The following is a 21,208-nucleotide window of genomic DNA, read 5'->3' on the forward strand; positions in this document are numbered from 1 at the left end:
TAGCGGACCACTGTGGGCCCTTACAGGGAGACGACGCGACCTACTCAGCGGTTCCGGACAACCTGGACGAAGTGGCAGAGATTACATTCGGCTCCGGTGTTGGTATTGCGAGTGCGATCGATTTGGCACACTCGAACCATGCGAACCGCTTCGGACGTCATCCTCCGACTCACGTCCGATCCAGCTCGCTGTGGACTGGTGATGGATTTCGACGGCGTGCTTGCACCCATCGTCGACGATCCGTCGGCGAGTGCGCTACTGCCCGGCGCCGAAGACGTGCTTGCGACCCTGGCCGAGCATCTCGGTGTTGTCGGCTTGCTCTCGGGACGGCCTGTGTCGTTCTTGCGAGAGCGGCTCAGCTTGAATTCCGTTGTGCTCATGGGTTCCTACGGCGTCGAGACCTGGACGGACGACGGAATCCACGTGCTTCCGGCCGTCGCGGCGTTCAGTGATGCTGTCGCCGAAGCAGAAGCCGAATTGCGACGCTTGTTCGACTCTCCGGCAGTTCCTGGCATCCATGTCGAGAGCAAAGGCCTTGCGGTGGCCGTGCATTGGCGTCGGGCCGCGGATCGTGCGGTCGCGCAGCGCCTGGTGGAAGCAGCGACGACAGAAATCGCGAGCCGGACCGGGTTGCGGCGTGAGCCCGGCAAGTTGGTCGAGGAATTGCGTCCACCCGTTGAGGAGGACAAGGGGACAGGCCTCCTTCGCGCGATCGCGGCCGCAGGGGTCGACGTCGTCGCGTACGCGGGCGACGACCGGGGTGACCTACCGGCCTTTGCCGTTGTCCTTGCCTCGGGTGGAGAAGCGTTGGTGGTCAAGGGCGACGACATCGCACCGGAAGTGGCTGCTGTCGACGGCGTCCAGTTCGACGGCCCGCAGGCATTCCTCGATTGGATGAAAGAGCTTGCCGCGCAACTGGAACGCTGACGCGTAAGGTCAGTCTGCCAGGAACTCGACCAGGTCTTATTTCGAGGTGCCGCGTCCGCGGGGCAGAGTGACGCGAACCCGCGCGTGCCCTGTCCTGTTCCTTGGCGTGATCGACAAGCGCTGCGGGTTCTGTCAACGCGAAACTGGCCGCACCGGAAGGGCTCCGGTGCGGCCAGTTTTGGTCTTGGTCGGTTTGCGACTCGGTCAGGCGTCGCGCTTGTTGACGACGGCGATGCTGATTCCGAATATCACCAGCACAAACGCTGCGAAGTAGAACAAGCTTCCCCAAGGGCCCCAATGGAAATTGGTGCTCGAACCCGAAGAGAGGAAGTGGTCGGCGTTGGCGAACGGGAGGAACGGTGTGACGTTTCTGCCGAAGGATCCGAACATGCCGAACAGGCTCTCGATGAGCAGTGGCCACAGCAGCAGTAGTGCAATGGCGCCGGCGGACTGACGAAGGAGTGCTCCGACGGCGATGGCAAGGGCAACGCAGAGGAACGCGAAGATCGGTACGCCGTAAACGGCGCGCCAGGCGTCGGCGTTGTCCAGTGCCAGATTGGTGGAACCTTCAGAGCCTGCCGCAGCTTTGGTGATGAATACCGCGCCGAGCATGAGAACGAAGGACAGCACCGCGCCGAAAGCCCCGATCAGGCAGGCTTTGGCGATCAGAACCGAAGCCCGACTCGGGATGGCCTGGAAGGTGGTACGGATGATGCCGAAGCGGTACTCGCTGGTGATCGCGAGCGCCGCCATGATCATCAGGACCATGACGCCGAATCCGGATACTCCTAGCCCCGCGTCGTTGAACGTGGGGAGGAATTTCTCGAAATCAGGAGTTCCTGATGCGGCTTCGTCGTTGTACGCCTGAATGCTCGAACTCGACGAACGCCCGATCATCCAGGCGACGCCCAACCCTAGGACGATGATTGTGATCGTGCACCACAGCGGCGACTTGGTCGTGGTGATCTTGATACGTTCAGCACTGAGAACAGCCATTACAGTGCACCTCCCATAGCGTGCTGTGTGTTTGCGTGGTGGGCTCCGGCGCCCGGATCGATACCGGATGCGTGGTACTGGACATCGTCCCCGGTCAACTTCATGAACGCATCCTCGAGCGATCCCTGCACAGAAGCCAACTCGTGCAACACGATTCCCTGCGAACCAGCCAAACCACCGATCACATCGGTGGTCGAATCCACGACCACCAACACCGGCTCCGATCCTGAATGTTCCTCGCGGACAGTCAGTCCCTGGGCAGTCAATGCGGCATGGAGAGCGTCCAATTGTGGGCTGCGCACGCGCACCGTCGACTCCGACGAACGATCCACGAACTCCGCGACCGTCGAATCCGAAATCAACCGACCCCGACCGATCACCACCAACTGCTCCGCCGTGAGCGCCATCTCCGACAGGAGGTGACTCGACACGAGCACCGTGCGGCCCTCGGCCGCCAACCGCTGCATGAACTTACGAATCCAGACGATGCCCTCCGGATCGAGACCGTTGACCGGCTCGTCGAACAACAACACCTTCGGATCCCCCAACAACGCACCCGCCAACCCCAGACGCTGCGACATACCGAGCGAGAACCCGCCTGCCTTCTTGCCCGCCACCTCGGACAATCCGACCAACCCGAGCACCTCGTCGACGCGGGACTTCGGGATCCCGTTCGAAGCAGCCATCCACTGCAGATGTGCACGCGCACTGCGATTGGGGTGCACCCACTTCGCATCCAGCAACGCACCCACCGTCCGCAACGGCGTCTTGAGCTCGCGGTACGGCTTGCCCTCGATCAACGCCGCACCCGACGTCGGCTGATCCAGACCCAGGATCATCCGCATCGTCGTCGACTTGCCTGCACCGTTCGGGCCCAGGAAGCCCGTCACGATGCCCGGCTTGACCGTGAACGACAAGTCGTCCACCGCTTTCGTCGGTCCGTAAACCTTGGTCAATCCCCTCAGTTCAATCATGAGGAGAACTGTGCCCTACCGGCACTGACCAGCACATCGGTCCCGAGGATGACATGAACCCTGAGATGTGAATACGGCAGTTCAGGGAAAACCCTGTGCTCGACCGGAAGTCGGAACTGGCGCGGCATGCGGGTAGGGCGCATCGAAGTCGCCGTCGAACAATCGCCAGTAGAAGTCGTTCATCCTCGCAGCGACGGGCGCGTGCCGTGTCACGATCGCGGCCACCTCTGGTGTCACATCACCTGGAATATGACCTGTGGCGCATCGTCGTACGTACTGGTTGCGGGCGACTGGTCCGCCGCTCGTCGGCCTCGGTACCCCGCAGACCTCGGTCACCAGCCAGTTGACCAGAAGCATGGCGGCGTAGTCGGCGTCATGAGTGGCGTGGCGCCGGACGAAGTCGTGCTCGGCAGTCGACAGGTCGAAGTGTGGGGATGTGGCCAGTCCGAAGTCGGTGAGATAGATCCGCTCCATGTCGGTGCGCATGTTGCCGAAATGTCCGTCCATGTGCAGCAACTGTCGATCGCGCAAGAATGCCACGATCTCCGAAAACTGTCGCTCGACTTCGGCAGCTTTGGCGGACGGGTTGTCTTCCAGCCAATTCGAGATCGGGTGTTCGATGTACTCGCAGAACAGTACGAGGCTGCACGGCGCAGCGGCAAGCGCTTCGAGACGGGTCCGCACTTCACGGCTGGCGCCGGCGGTGTGAACGGAATCGATGTCGGCGTGTTCGGCCGCAACGGGCGAACGTCCGGGAAGTATCCGCCAGTGGTAAAGCATTGGGAACGACTGTGTTTCGCCGGCCAGAACGGCATCGGTGACCACGATGTTCGCGGCCAGTTCTCGCCAGGCGTTGAAGCTTGGGCCACCAATGCCGTACTGGCAGAACGTCGGCAGATCGAAATGGTTGGAAGTAGAGCCCACCTCGGCGATTTCCCGCACGCTCAGTGGGATGCGTTTGGTGAATACCGGAACGCCGTTGAGCCTGTTGTCATAGACCCTGATCACTCCTGCGGCGCCACCTACGCCGACACTCGAGATTTGAACGGTGTCGACCAGTCGGGCCAGTTCGACATCGTTCTGGGAAGACAGGAACGCCGACAGCTTTCGGTGGCGGTCAATCCTGACGTCTGTCATTCCACGACTGTGCCACAGGCTCGTCCGGCTTCGATTTCGCGGAGCCGCCTGTCGAAGTCACCGATTCTGGCGGTGTCCTCGTAGTAGTCCTCTTGCTCGATGATCTTTCCCACTTGGTCCGAACGAGAAGCACTGTTCGATTTCGATAGATGACGGCGCCGTCGGGGCCGAGGGCTCGGTCGTCGAAACGGGCGAGCAGGGTCATGCGCCAGAGCGGACCACCGAAATACGCTTCGGTGACCGCGCCTTGAAGCCCCGCATCGACAAATTCTTGGAGAAACGTCTCGATTCGGTCCCGTCCGGCATGCACTCCTGACCACCGGTGATCACCATCCGCGAATCTCAGCACCGCGTCGCGGTGATAGGAATTCAACAGCGGCTGATAGTTGCCGGAATTGAGCGCGCGGACGTCGCGTCGGAACTTGAAGATCAGCGCTTGGCGCAGTAGCGATCGCGAGACGATCGCCGTTCCGAAGCCCGCCGCGAACCATCGTTTCATCTTCGAAGCTTGTCGTGGCATCGAATGCCCTGTCAACGAAATGCCCGGGTCTGCTGATATCTGACAGAGAATTGGATATTGACAGTGACTGTCACAATAGGTGAGACTCGCATTATCGAGAACGACCGGATCTCGGCCGAGGCGGGAGGACGTTGCTGATGTCACTACGGGAGAGACAGCGGTTGCAGGTGCGAGCAGACATTCAACGTGCGGCATTCGATCTGTTCGCGCGTGACGGTTTCGAGGACGTGACCACCGAGCAGATTGCGGCGGCAGCGGGGGTGTCGGCGAGTACGTACTTTCGGCACGTTCGTAACAAGGAGGATCTGCTGTTGGATCCGGTCAGGCAGGGCGGTGCCGGAATCGTGACGTTGCTCGAGGATCGCCCACCGACCGAGTCGGCTGATCTTGCGATATCACGGGCAATCCTCGAGCGTTCCAATGCTTTCGAGTCCGCGGAGATCGATCAGTGGCGATCGGCGTTCCGTACCGCGCCGCACCTGATGGATCGAGTCGCCCTGATCGCGCCCGAGCATCGTGATCGGTTGGTCGAGTTGGTGGCACAACGTATGCAACTCGATCCGGAAAACGACAGCCGCCCAGGACTTCTCGTTCATTTGATGTTGGCAGCGGCGGAGTTCGGTTATCGGCAATGGATACGTAACCCTCACAAGCGCGGGGCATCACTTCCCGTGTGCGTCGAGGGGGCGCTCGACGCAGTTCGGGGATCCCGGTGGCACACGCAGGACGAAGATGACACGAAAGGTCGTGACCAGTGATGGACGAGAACTCTCAGGGCGCCGCGCCGCCCGTAGTGGATGTCGTTGTTGTCGGATCGGGGGCTGCCGGCATGTCCGCAGCCATCACCGCAGCCCGCAACGGACTCTCGACGATACTCGTGGAGAAGTCCGAATACTGGGGCGGTTCGTCGTCCCGGTCCGGGGGCGGCGTGTGGATTCCGGGAAACTCGATACTTCGCCGCGAGGCACCGACAGATGATATCGACTCTGCGCGAACATATCTGAAGAGCATTGTCGGAGAGGATGCAGACGCCGACCGAATCGACACGTATATCGATCGGGGTCCGGAAGCCCTCGATTTCCTGATTCGTCACTCTGCGTTGGAGCTCGAATGGGTGAAGGGGTACTCCGACTACTTTCCCGAGGCACCTGGCGGACGTGCAAGCGGCCGCTCGTGCGAGCCGCGCCCGTTCGACGCGCGAGCTCTGGGCGACGATCTTGCGACACTTCATCCGCCGTACATGAAGGTTCCGCTCAACATGGTTGTCCAACAATCTGATTACCGTTGGCTGAGCACGGGGATCCGGCATTGGCGGGGTCCGGTGCGGATGCTTCGGGTAGGAATGAGATCCCTGGCCGCAAGAGCTCGGAGGAAGAAGCTGATCGGGCTCGGGCCGGCGCTCATGGCCGAACTGATGCTCGGAGTTCGGGACGCCGGAGTGACGGTGGAGCTCGGGACGAGGCTTGTGGATTTGGTGACCGACAGTGATCGTGTCGTGGGTGTGCGACTCGAGTCCGGGGGAGTGCAGACCACCATGCACGCTCGATGCGGTGTCATCCTCGCGTGTGGCGGGTTCGACAACAACGACGACATGCGAGGCGAGTACCAGCGACGGCCGAGTAGCGCGCAGTGGACTCTCGGGGCACCGACCAATACCGGGGATGGCATCCGTGCAGCTCTACGCGTCGACGCCGCAATTTCGTACATGGACGACGCGTGGTGGGCCCCGTCGATTCCACTGCCCAAAGGCCCGTGGTTCGCCTTGGCGGAACGCTCGTTGCCTCGCAGCCTCATGGTCAACGCCAGCGGTCAGCGCTTCATGAACGAGTCACTTCCCTATGTCGAAGCGGCACACGCCATGTTCGGCGGAAAGTACGGCCGAGGTGAAGGACCCGCTGAGAACATCCCGGCTTGGCTGATCTTCGATCAGACGTACCGTGACCGTTACCTGTTCGCGGGGGTTCCGGCGCGCAGGCCGATACCTCGGTCGTGGATCGAATCGGGTGCGATCGTGCGAGCTGGATCGATTGCCGAACTCGCTGCCGAGATCGGAGTGCCGGGCGATGCGCTGTCCGCGACCATCACACGATTCAACAGTCACGCGCGCGACGGAGTCGATCGCGACTTCGGCCGTGGGACAAGCAGATACGACCACTACTACGGCGACTGCACCAACAAGCCCAACCCCAGCCTCGGAGAACTCACGAAGGGTCCGTTCTATGCCGCGAAGATGGTGCCTGGAGACCTGGGGACCAAAGGCGGCATCAACACGGACGCTCGCGCGCGAGCGTTGCGCGCCGACGGTTCGGTCATCGACGGGCTCTACGCAGCAGGTAACACCAGCTCACCGGTGATGGGTCATACCTATGCCGGTCCAGGTGCAACTATCGGTCCCGCAATGGTTTTCGGATATCTGGCGGCGCTCGATGCGGTCGGACGATCCCACGACGGTAGTGAGCTCGAGACCGAAGGCAGGAATAATGGTTTGGCAGATCGCCGTGGGTAGGGTTCTCTTGACAGCGTGACCCACCTCAACATCGCCGACGTCGACTACTTTCTCCCTGATGGTCGGCAACTGCTCAGCGGTGTCAGCTTTCGGGTCGGCAACGGTGCAAAAACTGCACTGATAGGCCCCAACGGGACTGGTAAGACGACGTTGCTCCGCATTGTCGCCGGAGACGTCGTCGCCGACGAGGGCGCTGTCACTCGATCCGGAACACTGGGCGTGATGCGGCAATTCGTCGGCCAGGTTCGCGACGAGTCCACCGTGCGCGATCTTCTGTTGTCCGTCTCGCCGGCACGGATCCGGGACGCAGCACTGGCGCTCGATACGGCAGAAAACGCGATGATCGAGCGCGACGAGGAATCAACTCAAATGAAGTATTCGCATGCGCTGGCCGATTGGGCCGACGTGGGCGGCTACGAGACCGAAGACTTCTGGGACAAGGTCACTACCGCGGCTCTCGGTGTTCCCTATGACCGTGCGAAGTGGCGCGCGGCCAACTCCCTCAGTGGTGGCGAGCAGAAACGGTTGGTTCTCGAAGCACTGTTCGCTGGGCCCGACGACGCACTCCTACTGGACGAGCCGGACAACTACCTCGATGTTCCGGGCAAGCGATGGCTGGAAAAGACGATCTCGGAATCGTCGAAAGTGGTTTTGTTCGTCAGCCACGACCGCGAACTGATCGCCAACGCGGCCACCCACATCGTGACGCTCGAGCCCGGAATCAGCGGCGCAACGTCGTGGACGCACGGCGCTGGGCTGGCCAGCTACCACCAAGCCCGCGAGGATCGCAACGCTCGATTCGAAGAACTGCGTCGACGCTGGGACGAGGAGCACGCGAAACTGCGTGCCCTGGTTCTGCGATTGCGTGAAAAGGCCAAGTTCAACGACGGCGTCGCTGCGCGGTATCACGCCTCGCAAACCAGGTTGGCGAAGTTCGAGGAGGCAGGGCCACCCGAAGCGATTCCACTTCAGCAGAAGGTGACGGTTCGGTTGGCGGGCGGGCGAACCGCCAAGCGCGCGTTGGTATGTCAAGATCTCGAGCTGACCGGATTGATGAAGCCTTTCGACACCGAGATCTGGTACGGAGATCGGGTTGCCGTGCTGGGCTCCAATGGATCCGGAAAGTCGCATTTCCTTCGGCTCTTGGCGGGTGGGGGGACCGATCCGGGGAGCGAGCATCTGCCTGTCGAGGCGCTCGACATCGCGCCGGTCGAGCACGGGGGTACTGCGACGCTGGGTGCTCGGGTACGTCCCGGATTGTTTGCGCAGACACACTCCAGACCCGATCTGACCGGAAACACGCTGCTCGAGATCCTGCACATGGGCGACGAACACCGCAGCGGAATGGGACGCGAAGCGGCGAGCCGCGCGCTGGACCGTTACGGATTGTCCCAGGCTGCGGAACAGAAGTACGACGACCTGTCCGGCGGTCAGCAGGCACGATTGCAGATCCTGCTCCTCGAGCTCTCCGGCGCCACGATGTTGTTGCTCGACGAACCGACCGACAACCTCGACCTTCATTCGGCTGACGCGCTCGAGCAAGGCATTGCTCAGTTTGCCGGCACGGTCATCTCGGTCACGCACGATCGCTGGTTCGCGCGCGGGTTCGACAGGTTCCTCGTCTTCGGATCGGATGGGAACGTGTACGAGAGCGAGTCGCCGGTGTGGGACGAGGCCAGGGTCGAACGAGCGCGCTGAGATCGAGCAGCCACTCCCTACCTGGGGAGAGGCGGCAGCTCGTTGATCATCGCGCGAAGGAGGCCCGGATCGCTGCGATCCGATCGAGGCGGGGGACAGCGCGAAAGATCGAGCTGTGTCGGAAAGCGCCACACAACGCGACCTGGATCTACCCTGTTCACCGCCGAGTACCAGTGGGTGAGGGGCTCGGCGAGCGCCGCGTGAAGCTCGAAATGCCGTCGGCGGCGGCTGGGGTCGCCTTCGCGCTGAAGTAGAAGCTGCTCCGGTGACGGTATCGAGATGACGGTCAGATCCGCGAAACCCAGTTCGAGGTGCTCGAAAGCTGTCTCGACTGCCGCGAGCTCGTACTCGAATCGCTCCCGAGGTGCTGCGCCCACCGCAGCGAGACACCAGCTGTAGTGCAGTTTCAGCGGGTCGCTGTCGCAGAGCGCGATACCGGTTCTCGATTCGAGATCTTCCGCTTGCGACCATCGCTTCGAATTGACCGTTGTCCAGTAACTTGCCTGGACGTCGAGATCCGTGCCGTCCGGCTCGCGCCCCGTGGGCTGATACTCGGCGACGAATCCTTCCGCTGCGGTTTGTCCACCGAGTTGGGTTCGGCACCAGGTGGTCTTGCCGGCGGCGCTGGGTCCTTCTACTGCGATGATCACCAGTTCATTCTCCATAATGATTGGGGCGGTTGGTTTTTGCTCGTTGCCAGGACTCTCTTAACATTTGAATGGGGCTGTTTTGCGTTCCGACACGGTCTGTTTCGGTGCGGTGGGTCACAAAATTGTAGTGACGGTTACCACATAACGGACGGATAACGATCGGTATGGTTGAAGCTCGAATCAACTAGTTGACCTGTGGTTATCTTTTGAATCTCGACTGGATCTGGTACGGCAGTGCCGGAAAACCGCCCCGTGACCAATCCGTGACCATCGCCTACGGTCGTTGACAGCCCGAAACCACCGGGCAAACGCCGACCCGCAACTGCGTGCTTCTGCCCCGCGGGTCCGGTACTCCCGAAACCTTCGCGGGGCAGGAGTGAAACAGACGAGTCGATCGACGAGACGTGAAAGCGTCCGGGCCGACCTCGTCCGCGGTAGCGGAGAGGATTTACCCAATGACCAGCATCACCTTCAAGCGCGCCCTCGGCGCAGTTGCAACCGCAGGCGCAGTCGTCGCAATCCCGCTCGCCATGAGCACCGGCACCGCTTCGGCAGCCGGCCACGACTGGTCCGGAGTCGCAAATTGCGAGTCCTCCGGTAACTGGGCGGCCAACACCGGAAACGGCTTCTACGGCGGTCTGCAGTTCACGCAGAGCACCTGGAACGCATTCGGTGGATCGGGCAACGCTGCCAACGCCAGCCAGGCTGAGCAGATCCGTGTCGCCGAAAACGTTCTCGCAGGCCAGGGCGTCGGCGCATGGCCCGTCTGCGGTCAGTACCTGACCACCGGCACCACCGCAGGCAACTACGAGGCCGCAGCAGCCCCCGTCACCGCTGAGGCTTCCGTCGAGTCGGCTCCGGCAGCAAGCACCGGAAGCGGTAACTACGTGGTCAAGGCAGGCGACACCCTGTCGAAGATCGCTGCTGCACACGGCATCTCGCTCGAGAACCTCGCCAGCCAGGTTCCGAACATCAACCTGATCTTCCCGGGACAGTCCCTCTCGGTCTAGTCTCGTGGCCGTTTAGGTCCTCATTGCGTCGAAATTGTCCGGAGCTGATGCAGCCCCGGACAATTTCGGCGTTTCTGCGTTCGCAATGAGCGTTGCCGCTTCCGTATGGATGGGGTCAAGATCCTGGCGCCACCCAAGAATGTGCAGCGCCGACCCGGCGATGACGGCGGCGTCGGGAATCGGGGTGCCTTCGAGCGCGTCGGCTCGCGCGCTGATCACGCTTTCTACCAGGCGAAACGGAAGCTCGGCCAGGTGCGTTGATGATGGATCGTCAATCGCGTCGAGCACATCCTGGGCGAGTGCCCTGTATTGCTCGCGAAGCCGATCGCGATCGGCTCGGAACGACATGAACCTGTCACTTCTCAGTTCCGGTAAGAGATAAAGGACGCCGAGGTTCCACCGTCCGGTGATCAGTTGTGCCGCGTCGATGTACGAAAGTGCGTACAGCTTGACCTCGGGCGCGGTGTCGAGTGGCCTGAGATTCTCCGCGAAGTCGAGCGCCGGCGTCACGGTGTCGGCGAGCAGTGCAACCAGAATGTCGTCCTTGGTGGCGAAATGGTTGTACAGCGACGCCTGACGCATTCCGACTGCTTCGGCGATGTGGCGTGTGGACGTCGCGGCGAAGCCTCGGGTGGTGAACAGTTCAGCGGCTGCATCCAAGATCTCCGCCCGGGCAGTGCCACCCGGGCGTCGGCGAGCGGTCAGGCGGGGTCGTCCGGGGCCGGCGTTGGTCACGCCTTCCATAGTGGCAGGCTGCGGCCTTACGTGCGGGATGGCCGCCGCTGTGAGCATTCGGTCACGTGCTCGAAACGTACTCAACGAGCCTGTTACAGAATCAGGCGAATCGTATACGCGGGCGTCACCTGCGGCGAGTGAATTTCGCGAAAACTATCAATCGACAGTTATTCGCCTCTGAATCGCTTCGCCGAAGGAGTACGCCGTTGAGTGCAACCACCCCGGCTGCGCAGCCCATCACCGCATCCGCACTCGCCTCTTCGCCTCACGACGACGGTGACCTCGCGGAGTTCGGCTACGAGCAGCAGCTGCATCGATCGCTGGGAAAGTTCGCGTCTTTCGCCGCGGGCTTCTCCTTCGTCTCCATCCTCACCACGATCTTCCAATTGTTCGGCCTCGGTTTCGGTTTCGCGGGTCCGGCATTCTTCTGGACGTGGCCGGTCGTCTTCATCGGTCAGTTCATGGTCGCTCTCAACTTCGCGGAACTTGCTGCCAGATATCCGATTTCGGGTGCCATCTACCAGTGGTCGCGGCGGATGGGTGGTGAGATCGTCGGCTGGTTCGCCGGTTGGTTCATGATTCTCGCTCAGATCGTCACTGCATCGGCCGCCGCGATCGCCTTGCAGGTCGTGCTCCCCAATGTGTGGAGCGGGTTCCAGATCATCGGCGAGGACAGCGCACTCACCTCATCGAGTGGTGCCGCCAACGCCGTGCTGCTCGGATCGGTACTTCTGGTTCTGACCACCTTTATCAACTGCATCGGCGTCAACTGGATGTCGCGTATCAACAACATCGGCGTGACCTGCGAAATCGTCGGTGTCATCGCAGTGATTGGGATGTTCTTCACCCACGCTCAGCGCGGACCGGACGTCGTCTTCGACACCGGCAGTGCCGGCGGTCAGCCCGGATACGCCTGGGCGTGGATCATGTCCGGACTGATGGCTGCTTACGTCATGGTCGGCTTCGGTTCGGCAGGCGAACTGGCCGAGGAGACCCGCAACCCCCGACGCGTCGCACCTCGTACGATCCGGCTTGCACTGTCCGCTTCCGCGCTCGGCGGCGGCTTGATGATCCTCGGCGCGTTGATGGCAGCGCCCTCACTCACCGACGGACGCCTGGCCACGGAAGGTTTGCCGTACGTACTGACATCGATTCTCAGTTCCCCGTGGGGCACGGTCTTGTTGATCGACGTCTCGATCGCAGTGTTCGTGTGCACCTTGGCCATTCAGACTGCTGCTTCACGGCTGATGTTCTCGATGGCCCGCGACGGGCGGCTTCCTGCCTCGCAGGTACTGGCAAAGGTCAACCCCCGCACCGGAACACCTATCGCGCCGTCCGTCCTCATCGGTCTGGTCTGCATTGCCGTCCTGGCCGTCAACGTGGGCAACTCGGCAATTTTTGCAACCCTGTCCAGCGTATGCATCATCTTGATCTACTTGGCCTACCTCATGGTGACCGTGCCGCTGCTGGTTCAGCGTCTCAAGGGATGGCCTCGCACGGCAGTCGGCCCCAAGTTCGACGCCGAAGGCAAAAAGCTTTTCTCCCTGGGTATCTGGGGAGTTCCGGTCAACATCGCCGCGGTTGTGTACGGCGCGCTGATGGTGATCAACCTGTCCTGGCCACGAGCCGAGATCTTCAACCCCACCGGGGAGTTCCCCATTCTGCAGTGGGCCGCGCCCATCACGGTAGCGCTGGTCGTGGGGCTGGGAGTCGCTTGCTTCCCACGTGGCCGCGCCACCCCGAATCCCGTCACGATCGGAGCCTGACCATGAGTACTCAGACCACCGCCGGAGCGCGCGAGCATGCCCGGTCTCAAGCTGGAACGATCACCGATTCCATGCCCGTATTGCCGGCAACGCGTTGGCCGAACCCACCCGAAGACGTCGCTCCCGAACGTCTGACCTGGGCTGAGACCGTGCCGGGTGGGCGGTACACGACCAAGGTTCTCGCACGTGGAACCCGATTGCGACTTCGCGACATCGCTGGCAGCGCCTGCGCAAACATCTTGCTCTATCGCGCCGACGCCCCCTGGGAGCGTCTCAACGTCGCCGATACCGTCAAGGTGCCATGGCAGGCCTATCTCGGCGTCGGGCACCCGTTGCTCTCCGATCAGGGGCGAGTACTTGCGACCGTGGTCGCAGACACGTCGGGTCACCACGACGCGTTCTGCGGAACGACGTCACGCGCCACCAACGAGGCGAAGTACGGGCAGGGTTCGCTGCACAGTGCCTCACCGGCCGGTCGTGAACTGTTCACCGTCGCTGCCGCGAAGAACGGACTCGGGCCGCAGGACATAGCGCCGCCGTTGTCCTTCTTCCATGGTGTCCGCGTCGAGGCGGACGGCGCTCTCACCAGTACGGGGTCCGTCGGCTCAGGCGCAACGGTCGACCTTCTGATTCACCTGCCCGTCATCGTGATGATCGCCAACACCGCGCACCCACTCGATCCGGCGCCGCAGTTTCCCACCACGTCCCTCGAAGTGCTCGCGTGGAAGGCCGCCGACGAACTCGGCAGCCTTGACGATCTCGGGCCGGAATACCAACGCGCAGTGCTCAATACCGAAGATGCCTGGACGGCTTCGAACCTGGAGGAGACCGCATGACCACCACCTTGGATGTCCCCGCCCTCCTTCCCGGAACGGTGATCCTCGACGAGATCGCGGACGCATTCGGGCCGTGGTCCGCAGTTGTCCGCGCCGGTGACGTCCTGACCATCGTCGATCTACACGGAAATCAAGCCGTCGACACCCTCGTTTACGCCGGTGACGATCACAGCGTTCGGTACTCGGCAGCAGCGACGGTCACAGCTCAGAAGAACCTGTTTCTGTCCACAGGCTCCGTGCTCCGCAGTGACGACGGAACTCCACTCATGACCCTGGTCGCAGACGAGGTCGGAAACCACGACACCGTCGGCGGCGCGTGCTCACAGGAATCGAACACCCTGCGATACGGCCACCACACCAAGCATCAGCACGCGTGCGTCGAGAACTTCCTCGTCGAGGGCGCAAAATGGGGGCTCGGTAAGCGGGACCTGGTGTCCAACATCAACTTCTTCATGAACGTCCCGGTCGACCCCGACGGCACACTCGGAATCGTCGACGGACTGTCGGCACCAGGCAAGCGGCTCGCGTTGCGTGCCGAACGTGACGTGCTCGTCCTCGTGTCCAACTGCCCGCAGATCAACAACCCGTGCAACGGCTTCGATCCCACGGCCGTCCGCATGATCGTCACACGGCCGGGAGCAGACGAATGAACGCAAAACTGACCATCGTGCGTCCCGGAATGCTGACGACGGTTCAGGACTATCCAGGACGCGTCGGATACTGGCAGATCGGAGTCCCACCATCGGGCCCGATGGACGACCTGTCGTTTCGGTTGGGAAACACCGCACTCGGAAACCCCGAAGGCGCCCCCGGCATCGAATGCGCGATGGCCGGACCTGCCATGACGTTCGACGAAGACACCACGGTCTGCATCACAGGTGCCCCGGTGTCGGTGACCGTCGACGGCGTCGTACACGGTCAGTGGCGACCAGTTTTCGTCCCCGCTGGATCGGTGCTCGACGTCGGAACGGTCAGCGGCCCGGGACTGCGCATCTACGTACTCGTACAGGGCGGAATCGAGACCGACGACTATCTCGGCAGTGCGTCGACCTTCACCCTGGGCAGGTTCGGGGGACACGAAGGTAGGACTCTGCGGGCAGGAGACGTTCTCAAACTCGGACAGGCGACCGGGGTCGCGGGAGCTGTTCCCGCCGAGCATGTTCCGGCGATACACACGTGCTGGGAACTTGCGGTGACCGAGGGCCCGCACGGGGCGCCGGAGTTCTTCACCCGCTCCGACATCGACACGCTGTACGCGACCGAGTACGAGGTCCACTTCAACTCCGACCGCACCGGTGTCCGGTTGATAGGTCCGAAACCAGACTGGGCCAGAACCACCGGCGGCGAAGCCGGACTTCACCCTTCGAACATCCACGACAACGCGTATTCGATCGGTGCACTCGACTTCACCGGCGACACGCCCATCCTCCTCGGACCCGACGGACCGAGCCTCGGCGGCTTCGTCTGCCCGATCACAGTGGTGTCCGCTGATCGCTGGAAGCTCGGACAGTTGGCTCCCGGGAACAAGATTCGCTTCGTGCCGGTCCGCGCCGAACGGGCAGCCTCCCGGCGTGACCTCGGAGTATCGCGTCGAGCCTCCAATTCGGTTGTTCATTCCTCCGGTGGTGACGGCGACGACGGCGTCATAGCCCGTCGTGACGGCGACACCACGGTCACGTACCGGCGCTCAGGCGACGACAACGTTTTGGTCGAATACGGCGACATGAATCTCGACCTGGCGTTACGTGCGCGTGCTCATGCACTGCATCAGCGACTCGAAGCCGAGAAGCCGGCCGGACTACTCGATCTCACCCCGGGAATCCGCAGCCTGCAGGTCCGCGTTGACCCGGACGTGCTGCCCGTCCGCAAGCTGATGGGAATGCTCGCCGAGGCGGAGGACACCTTGCCGGCGGCCAACGAACTCGTTGTGCCCAGTCGCACTGTGCGGATGCCACTGTCGTGGGACGACCCGGCAACGCGCGAAGCGATCCAGCGGTACATGCACGGGGTTCGCGCCGACGCGCCGTGGTGCCCGTGGAACATCGAGTTCATCCGCCGGATGAACGGTCTCGAATCCGTGAACGACGTGTTCGACACCGTCTTCGGCGCCGAATACATGGTGCTCGGACTCGGTGACGTCTACCTCGGAGCGCCGGTCGCGACGCCGCTCGATCCGCGTCATCGTCTGGTCACGACCAAGTACAACCCCGCCCGCACCTGGACCCCCGAAAACGCCGTCGGGATCGGTGGGGCGTACCTCTGCATCTACGGCATGGAAGGCCCAGGCGGGTACCAGTTCGTCGGACGTACGACGCAGGTGTGGAATCACCGCCACCCCGCGAAGTCCGGGCCGTTCGAGGAGGGCACTCCGTGGTTGCTGCGATTCTTCGACCGGATCTCCTGGTACCCCGTCGAGCCGGAAGAGTTGATGGATCTGCGCGCGGACACCGCCGCCGGCCGCGGCGGGGGCGTCGAGATCGAGGACGGCAGCTTCTCGCTGGCCGAGCATCAGGAGTTCCTCGCGTCGAACTCGCGCTCGATCGAGGAGTTCCGCGCGATGCAGTCCGTCGCGTTCGGGGCCGAGCGTCAGCGCTGGTCCGACGCAGGGGAGTTCGCGCTGCCCGGTTGATGGTCGAGTGAGCACAGTCGTCTTAGAGTGAGCACCGCTTCGAGTGTGGCGGAAGCGGTGCTCACTCAGCAGTAACGGTGTTCAGTCCGCCTGGAACGGTTGCAGATGTCTGCGTCAGCGAGTCAGCGCGCGATTGAACAGATCGATGAACGGGCGAGGCGACGGGGTTCCGGTGGGCCGGAAAGGCGCAGAATCCCTCGACGCGGATACCCACTCGGTTCTGCTCACCCGCGACAAGTCGAGCTGATACCGGGTGTCCGCGGCGAGTCGGTGCAGGAAGAGGGTTCCGGTTCGCCCGTTTCCTTCCCGAAACGGGTGGGCATGATTGAGCGTCGAGTACACCGATGCGAGCGCGAACGACGCAGCGCCGTTATCGAGCGCTACCCAATCGACGGCGGCGATGATCTCTTCCACCTCGGACAGGTAGTTCCGAATCGCCGAGACCGGAGCAAACGTTGCCGCACCTTTCCTGATGTCGACGGTTCTGATGTGGCCGGCCCACTGGTACAGATCTTGGAAAACGTGCTGGTGAAGCAGGAGAAGTTCGGCTGTGTCTCGCGTGTGCTGTACGAGGTCGCTGCCGAGATGCGCCTCACCCAGGCGAAGCGCGGTCGCCGCGAACTCGAGTGATTGCAGTGCGGCGGGATCTCGTACGTCGAAATTGTTCTCGAGAACCGATGTACCGCGATAGACGTACGGCGCTGATCGTCGCCAGCGGATCCGCGGGGGAATCGCAGACGAGAGGCCGACGGCTCGCGCCAATTCCTGCTCGAAATACTCACGCCGAGAAAGCATCCCGATCATCACGGCCTCGAGTTCCGCGATCTGTTCATCGCTCGGATCCCAGCCTTCGAGGCGCTCCGCCGCCAGAACCTGTTCGAGCGCAGTGCGATTCACGGATCGATGTCGGGTAGCGCCGACGCGGACGCGGCATATTCGAGTCGTCGTTGCACACCTGCGACCTCGCGCACTGCATTGCTCAGCAAGCTCCGCGAGAGCGGAGTGAGTTCGGAGATCACGACTTCGTCGGTCGGTGGCCGACCTGCCGCGAACTGATCGGTCTGGTGGCGGACACGAATCTGCTGCAACACCTCGAAAGATTCGATCAGTACCTGGGCGTCGTCGTCGAGTAGGAAACCGCTTCCCGCTGCAGCCTTGAGGCGTTCGAGTGTCGAACTCGTGCGGGCGCCCACGGAAATCCCCGCCCAACGAGCGATGTTCACGATCGGTTGGACGGCGCTGGCTTTGAGGTCGACGGTTCCGGTCCGACGCGTCATCACGTCCTTGAACGAATGGAGCTTTGCCTTGTCCCCGACGGCTTCGCGAAGGAGCAGTCGCATGACGGCCGGGTGCAGTCGCAGTTGATCCAACGCCGCAGGGCGAGGATCCAACGCCGGATCGCCTGCGACGACACGGGCGTCCGCCAGCATCGACAACATGACCAGGGCTTGGTCCTGATACGGGTTGGACACCCATTTCCGCAGCGCAGTGCGCCATTGTGGGAGCGTCCGAGCAAACCTGGCCTGGGTCGCGACGGCGTTCTTGGTGTCGCGAGGGAACCCGCAGAGATCGAGGATGTCGTGGATGGTCTTCGCGGCGTCGGCTCCCTCGTGATGAGATTCGCCCCCCCACACCAGCGCACTGTCGATATCCGAAGAGGGGAGCGCTTCACGCCTGGCGACGCTGCCGAGCGACAGCCACGCGAAATCCGGTCGCTCGTCTCCGCCCACCACCAATTCTATGGCTCGCCTGACTGTTACGTCGATCAGCACGGCCAGCGTCGCGCCGATGTCGAGCGGAGAGACCCGTGACGCCACCAATTCCGTCACCAGAACAGGGACCGCGCGGGCTGTTTCGACGAGGTGGGCGTCGTCCTGTGCTGTGGCGAGCGCTGCGCGCAGTTCGAAACCCTGATTGGTGGCCGAAGTCAGGAGGTCGCTGAGTTCGAGCACACCCATCAGTGCGCCTGCCTCGGTCACGACCGGGAGATGGCGCAATCCGTACTCGAGCATGTCGGTCACGGCGTCGGCGCCCAATCGATCCGGATCGACTGTCACTGCTGACGGCGTCATCACCGTTGATACCGGCTGATTGCTGTCGATACCACCAACTACCACACGAGCACGTAGGTCACCTTCGGTGAAGATTCCGAAACCGGTTGTCTCCGTCGGGATCACAACAGCGCGGCGGCCCGCGTCGGTCATCAACTTCGCGGCCTCGCGGATGGTTGCTCGGCCATCGCAGACAATTGCGGGCCCGCGCAACAGGTCTCGCACCCGGCGCATGGCGGGACTCTGCATGCCTTGCCCCGTCGAGTGCCCCGTCATGGGGTCATTGTCGCAGGTGTGTCCGGTTCAGGCAGCGGAGGGTGAGATGTCAGAGACCACCGAGTCGCGAGAGTACGTCGAGAGCGGAATCTGTAGTACGCCAGAGTGCGTCGATCTCCTGTTCTGCGCCCGGACGTGTCTGCGGATTCTGGAGGGCGAATCCGTTGGCCAGCGTGATGGTGTTGTATCCGCTGTCGGCGGCGCGGAGCAGCAGTTCCGAGGGCTGCGAGTTTCCGGCCAATCGGTCGAGTCCTTCGCCGACGAAGTAGAACCGCCAGAGCGGCCCCAGATCGGCGTCGTACTCGGCCTTGGTGAGGGTCACGATCGAACCACCCTTGACGGCAATGGAATCGACGATCTTGTAAAAATCGGGGACATCCTCCGCAGTGGTTCCGGACGTGGCGACGGCGTGAGCGAGGTCGACGGTGAGATGCGCGTTGTAGCCGGCCATGGCGACCCGTGCTGGACTGGCGTCGCACTGACGTGTCAGGGCGAAGTAGTTGCTCCACGCCGGATCGGTGGGAGTACCGGTGAACTCCGCATGGACGTTCACCAGGTACCTGCGCAGCAATTCGAAGCTGACGGAATGGGCCCACTCGTCATCGGCGAAGGCCGCAGGGTCTCGCTGCAGCGGCATCACCGCCTCGTGTTCGACAGCGTCGAGGCCGATGGAGAACAAGCCTCGCCAATCGTGGTGTGAGACGAGGATCGACGTGATCTCACGATGACGTTCGACAGCGGTCTCGAGCCGAGGCAGTCCGGCACCGTTCAGGGTCGTGACGTCGCTGAGTTCGGCAATCCGGCCCACCTCGGCATTGCTCAACTGGCTGCCGCAAGCCGTCGAAAGACTCTCGCCCGGTTCTGCGAGTGCAGAACCGGGCGAGAGGAAAGCGGCGGTGATGCCGAGCGCGAGCGTCAACGGATACAGCCGCATCGGTTTCATCGGCTCAGACTATGCGCCCATTTCACAAATGTCCGGATTGGCGATCAGCTGAGAACCGCGTCGGCCTCGATCTCGATGAGCAGAGCGGGGTCGATCAGCGAGCTGACCTCGAGGATCGTCGTGGCGGGACGAATCTCGCCGAACACTTCACCGTGCGCGAGAGCGGCCTGCTCCCACTGCGTCATGTCGCGCAGGTACATGCGAGTGCGGATGACGTCGTCGAGCGAGGCGCCGGCCTCGGCAAGTGCTGCCTTGATAGTTTCGAGCGCTGCGCGGGTCTGATCTGTGAGGGTCTCACCAGGAGCGGTGGTGCCGGAGACTGCGATCTGGTTACCGATGCGCACGGCACGGGAGTAACCGATCTTGGGTTCCCATTCGGAACCGGACGAAATATTGATTCTGTTCGACATGCACCGAATTCTGCCAACAACTTCCCGGCCGTGGTGAGGCACGGTCAGGTATTCGCTCCATCTTGACATACCTTAGAACAAGTGTTCGACTTGGGGCCATGAGGTGGTCGGGTCAGGCATTGGATGCAGATGACGGAGCGCTACCCGGACTCGAACGAGCCGGGTTGGTTCGCTCCGTGCAGACTCCCGAGTTCGAGGGAATCACGTTTCACGAGGTGCTCTGCAAGAGCGCGCTCAACAAGATGCCCGAAGAGTCGACGTTGCCGTTCAGCTTCACCGTCAACGCTTTTCGTGGTTGCTCGCACGCATGCCGATATTGTTTCGCGAGACCGAGTCACGAGTATCTCGACCTCGACGCCGGCGCGGATTTCGACTCCCAAGTGGTCGTGAAGACGAACATTGCCGCGGTGCTCCGCAAAGAGTTGGCGCGAAAGTCCTGGAAGCGGGAGGCGGTGGCACTGGGTACCAACACCGATCCCTATCAGCGAGCGGAGGGCCGATACCGCTTGATGCCCGGCATTATTCGCGCGTTGACCGAATCCGGAACTCCCTTCTCGATCTTGACGAAGGGAACTTTGCTCCGACGGGACCTGCCGCTGTTGAAAATGGCGGCGGCGCAGGTCGACGTCGGAATCGGAGTGTCGTTGGCGATCAACGACGCTGCACTTCAGAAGCAGATCGAGCCTGGTACCCCGTCGCCGCGGGCGCGTCTCGAGATGATCCGCGCCATCACCGACGCGGGATTCTCGTGCAATGTCATGGTGGCGCCGGTCATTCCGTTCCTCACCGACTCCACCAGTCATCTCGACGGGCTGTTCGAGGCACTGTCCGAAGCCGGTGCGACGAGTGTGACGGTCTTCCCGATGCACCTGCGGGGGAGTACTCGGGGTTGGTTCATGAATTGGCTTGCTCAGGAACATCCGGCGCTCATCCGTCGCTACCGCGAGCTGTACGGGCGGGGCGCGTATGTCACTCCCGAATACAAGCGTTGGCTCGCAAGCCGTGTCGAGCCATTGGTCGAGCGCCATGGGTTGGGTGGTCGTTCGGAGCATCGAGACGTCAGTGCAGCTGGCAGTGAGCCGCGTGAGGCGCCCCGGGAACTGGTGGGTGCGGGAGCAGCTCTCACTTTGTTCTGACGGCCGCG

The 21,208-nt window shown here is 62.5% G+C and carries 20 protein-coding genes; 10 read left to right on the forward strand and 10 right to left on the reverse strand.

Annotated elements, in window-relative coordinates; genetic code table 11:
• Positions 1–138 precede the first annotated feature (138 nt).
• Positions 139–927: a trehalose-phosphatase gene (gene otsB, locus RHP72_RS14135; protein WP_231917340.1), complete on the forward strand. Its 789-nt coding sequence runs from the start codon at positions 139–141 to the stop codon at positions 925–927.
• A gap of 204 nt (positions 928–1,131) precedes the next feature.
• Here otsB and RHP72_RS14140 read toward each other — a convergent pair whose 3' ends face one another.
• The 4 genes from RHP72_RS14140 to RHP72_RS14155 form a co-directional block, all read right to left on the reverse strand.
• Positions 1,132–1,923 (reverse strand): ABC transporter permease subunit, encoded by a 792-nt coding sequence (locus RHP72_RS14140; RefSeq protein WP_007732982.1) that lies wholly within the window; start codon positions 1,921–1,923, stop codon positions 1,132–1,134.
• On the reverse strand, positions 1,923–2,897 hold the full coding sequence (locus tag RHP72_RS14145; RefSeq protein ID WP_042919882.1) for an ABC transporter ATP-binding protein: 975 nt from the start codon (positions 2,895–2,897) through the stop codon (positions 1,923–1,925). Before RHP72_RS14145 ends, RHP72_RS14140 begins: the two co-directional genes overlap by 1 nt.
• Positions 2,898–2,978: 81 nt before the next feature.
• A complete protein-coding gene (locus RHP72_RS14150) occupies positions 2,979–4,034 on the reverse strand; it encodes a serine/threonine protein phosphatase (protein WP_030536453.1) in 1,056 nt (351 codons plus the stop codon).
• Entirely contained in the window at positions 4,015–4,533 is a 519-nt protein-coding gene (locus RHP72_RS14155) for a hypothetical protein (RefSeq protein ID WP_311094823.1), read from the reverse strand. The genes RHP72_RS14150 and RHP72_RS14155 overlap by 20 nt, the downstream gene beginning before the upstream one ends.
• A gap of 158 nt (positions 4,534–4,691) precedes the next feature.
• On the opposite strand from RHP72_RS14155, the gene RHP72_RS14160 reads away from it, so the two are divergent.
• From RHP72_RS14160 to RHP72_RS14170, 3 genes are read left to right on the forward strand one after another with little or no spacing between them, the layout of a single operon-like run.
• Positions 4,692–5,312, forward strand: coding sequence for a TetR/AcrR family transcriptional regulator (locus RHP72_RS14160; RefSeq protein ID WP_039972893.1), 621 nt, complete (start codon positions 4,692–4,694; stop codon positions 5,310–5,312).
• Entirely contained in the window at positions 5,312–7,060 is a 1,749-nt protein-coding gene (gene kstD / locus RHP72_RS14165) for a 3-oxosteroid 1-dehydrogenase (protein WP_311094824.1), read from the forward strand. The genes RHP72_RS14160 and kstD overlap by 1 nt, the downstream gene beginning before the upstream one ends.
• A gap of 15 nt (positions 7,061–7,075) precedes the next feature.
• Positions 7,076–8,758, forward strand: coding sequence for an ATP-binding cassette domain-containing protein (locus RHP72_RS14170; RefSeq protein ID WP_003944811.1), 1,683 nt, complete (start codon positions 7,076–7,078; stop codon positions 8,756–8,758).
• A gap of 17 nt (positions 8,759–8,775) precedes the next feature.
• Here RHP72_RS14170 and RHP72_RS14175 read toward each other — a convergent pair whose 3' ends face one another.
• Complete coding sequence (locus RHP72_RS14175; protein ID WP_311094825.1) at positions 8,776–9,423, reverse strand: hypothetical protein; 648 nt, start codon at positions 9,421–9,423, stop codon at positions 8,776–8,778.
• 440 nt (positions 9,424–9,863) lie between these two features.
• On the opposite strand from RHP72_RS14175, the gene RHP72_RS14180 reads away from it, so the two are divergent.
• On the forward strand, positions 9,864–10,418 hold the full coding sequence (locus RHP72_RS14180) for a transglycosylase family protein (protein ID WP_003944949.1): 555 nt from the start codon (positions 9,864–9,866) through the stop codon (positions 10,416–10,418).
• A 12-nt stretch (positions 10,419–10,430) separates the two neighbouring features.
• Here the strand turns inward: RHP72_RS14180 and RHP72_RS14185 are convergent, their stop codons facing one another.
• Positions 10,431–11,162 carry a TetR/AcrR family transcriptional regulator gene (locus RHP72_RS14185; RefSeq protein ID WP_311094826.1) on the reverse strand — a complete coding sequence of 244 codons (732 nt, stop codon included), beginning with the start codon at positions 11,160–11,162 and terminating at the stop codon, positions 10,431–10,433.
• Between the two features lie 197 nt (positions 11,163–11,359).
• On the opposite strand from RHP72_RS14185, the gene RHP72_RS14190 reads away from it, so the two are divergent.
• Genes RHP72_RS14190 through RHP72_RS14205 form a run of 4 tightly spaced genes read left to right on the forward strand, consistent with a single transcriptional unit; the run spans position 11,360 to position 16,384 of the window.
• Entirely contained in the window at positions 11,360–12,919 is a 1,560-nt protein-coding gene (locus RHP72_RS14190; RefSeq protein WP_397517612.1) for an amino acid permease, read from the forward strand.
• 2 nt (positions 12,920–12,921) lie between these two features.
• On the forward strand, positions 12,922–13,755 hold the full coding sequence (locus tag RHP72_RS14195) for an urea amidolyase associated protein UAAP1 (RefSeq protein WP_065352440.1): 834 nt from the start codon (positions 12,922–12,924) through the stop codon (positions 13,753–13,755).
• Positions 13,752–14,405 (forward strand): urea amidolyase associated protein UAAP2, encoded by a 654-nt coding sequence (locus RHP72_RS14200; protein ID WP_054188195.1) that lies wholly within the window; start codon positions 13,752–13,754, stop codon positions 14,403–14,405. The genes RHP72_RS14195 and RHP72_RS14200 overlap by 4 nt, the downstream gene beginning before the upstream one ends.
• A complete protein-coding gene (locus tag RHP72_RS14205) occupies positions 14,402–16,384 on the forward strand; it encodes a 5-oxoprolinase/urea amidolyase family protein (protein ID WP_166502262.1) in 1,983 nt (660 codons plus the stop codon). Before RHP72_RS14200 ends, RHP72_RS14205 begins: the two co-directional genes overlap by 4 nt.
• A 114-nt stretch (positions 16,385–16,498) precedes the next feature.
• Here the strand turns inward: RHP72_RS14205 and RHP72_RS14210 are convergent, their stop codons facing one another.
• Genes RHP72_RS14210 through RHP72_RS14225 form a run of 4 tightly spaced genes read right to left on the reverse strand, consistent with a single transcriptional unit; the run spans position 16,499 to position 20,064 of the window.
• The gene (locus RHP72_RS14210; protein ID WP_050656329.1) at positions 16,499–17,281 is read right to left on the reverse strand and encodes a Fic family protein; all 783 of its coding nucleotides are present in this window, start codon (positions 17,279–17,281) and stop codon (positions 16,499–16,501) included.
• Complete coding sequence (locus RHP72_RS14215) at positions 17,278–18,711, reverse strand: putative nucleotidyltransferase substrate binding domain-containing protein (protein ID WP_228232711.1); 1,434 nt, start codon at positions 18,709–18,711, stop codon at positions 17,278–17,280. Before RHP72_RS14215 ends, RHP72_RS14210 begins: the two co-directional genes overlap by 4 nt.
• Before the next feature lie 49 nt (positions 18,712–18,760).
• Complete coding sequence (locus RHP72_RS14220) at positions 18,761–19,645, reverse strand: DUF5995 family protein (RefSeq protein WP_081305406.1); 885 nt, start codon at positions 19,643–19,645, stop codon at positions 18,761–18,763.
• 53 nt (positions 19,646–19,698) lie between these two features.
• On the reverse strand, positions 19,699–20,064 hold the full coding sequence (locus tag RHP72_RS14225) for a RidA family protein (RefSeq protein ID WP_019748335.1): 366 nt from the start codon (positions 20,062–20,064) through the stop codon (positions 19,699–19,701).
• 98 nt (positions 20,065–20,162) lie between these two features.
• Between RHP72_RS14225 and RHP72_RS14230 the strand changes: the two genes are divergently transcribed.
• Positions 20,163–21,200 carry an Rv2578c family radical SAM protein gene (locus tag RHP72_RS14230; RefSeq protein ID WP_003944842.1) on the forward strand — a complete coding sequence of 346 codons (1,038 nt, stop codon included), beginning with the start codon at positions 20,163–20,165 and terminating at the stop codon, positions 21,198–21,200.
• The last annotated feature ends 8 nt before the right edge of the window (positions 21,201–21,208 follow it).

The organism is Rhodococcus sp. SG20037 (genome assembly GCF_031763325.1).
Taxonomy (GTDB): domain Bacteria; phylum Actinomycetota; class Actinomycetes; order Mycobacteriales; family Mycobacteriaceae; genus Rhodococcus_F; species Rhodococcus_F qingshengii.

Coding starts and splice junctions, on each gene's coding strand:
- RHP72_RS14225 (WP_019748335.1), bottom strand. CDS start 20,064: ATGTCGAACAGAATCAATATTTCGTCCGGTTCCGAATGGGAACCCAAG.
- RHP72_RS14195 (WP_065352440.1), top strand. CDS start 12,922: ATGAGTACTCAGACCACCGCCGGAGCGCGCGAGCATGCCCGGTCTCAA.
- RHP72_RS14185 (WP_311094826.1), bottom strand. CDS start 11,162: ATGGAAGGCGTGACCAACGCCGGCCCCGGACGACCCCGCCTGACCGCT.
- otsB (WP_231917340.1), top strand. CDS start 139: ATGCGAACCGCTTCGGACGTCATCCTCCGACTCACGTCCGATCCAGCT.
- RHP72_RS14215 (WP_228232711.1), bottom strand. CDS start 18,711: ATGACGGGGCACTCGACGGGGCAAGGCATGCAGAGTCCCGCCATGCGC.
- RHP72_RS14150 (WP_030536453.1), bottom strand. CDS start 4,034: ATGACAGACGTCAGGATTGACCGCCACCGAAAGCTGTCGGCGTTCCTG.
- RHP72_RS14160 (WP_039972893.1), top strand. CDS start 4,692: ATGTCACTACGGGAGAGACAGCGGTTGCAGGTGCGAGCAGACATTCAA.
- RHP72_RS14180 (WP_003944949.1), top strand. CDS start 9,864: ATGACCAGCATCACCTTCAAGCGCGCCCTCGGCGCAGTTGCAACCGCA.
- kstD (WP_311094824.1), top strand. CDS start 5,312: ATGGACGAGAACTCTCAGGGCGCCGCGCCGCCCGTAGTGGATGTCGTT.
- RHP72_RS14200 (WP_054188195.1), top strand. CDS start 13,752: ATGACCACCACCTTGGATGTCCCCGCCCTCCTTCCCGGAACGGTGATC.
- RHP72_RS14145 (WP_042919882.1), bottom strand. CDS start 2,897: ATGATTGAACTGAGGGGATTGACCAAGGTTTACGGACCGACGAAAGCG.
- RHP72_RS14205 (WP_166502262.1), top strand. CDS start 14,402: ATGAACGCAAAACTGACCATCGTGCGTCCCGGAATGCTGACGACGGTT.
- RHP72_RS14220 (WP_081305406.1), bottom strand. CDS start 19,645: ATGCGGCTGTATCCGTTGACGCTCGCGCTCGGCATCACCGCCGCTTTC.
- RHP72_RS14175 (WP_311094825.1), bottom strand. CDS start 9,423: ATGGAGAATGAACTGGTGATCATCGCAGTAGAAGGACCCAGCGCCGCC.
- RHP72_RS14230 (WP_003944842.1), top strand. CDS start 20,163: ATGAGGTGGTCGGGTCAGGCATTGGATGCAGATGACGGAGCGCTACCC.
- RHP72_RS14155 (WP_311094823.1), bottom strand. CDS start 4,533: ATGAAACGATGGTTCGCGGCGGGCTTCGGAACGGCGATCGTCTCGCGA.
- RHP72_RS14140 (WP_007732982.1), bottom strand. CDS start 1,923: ATGGCTGTTCTCAGTGCTGAACGTATCAAGATCACCACGACCAAGTCG.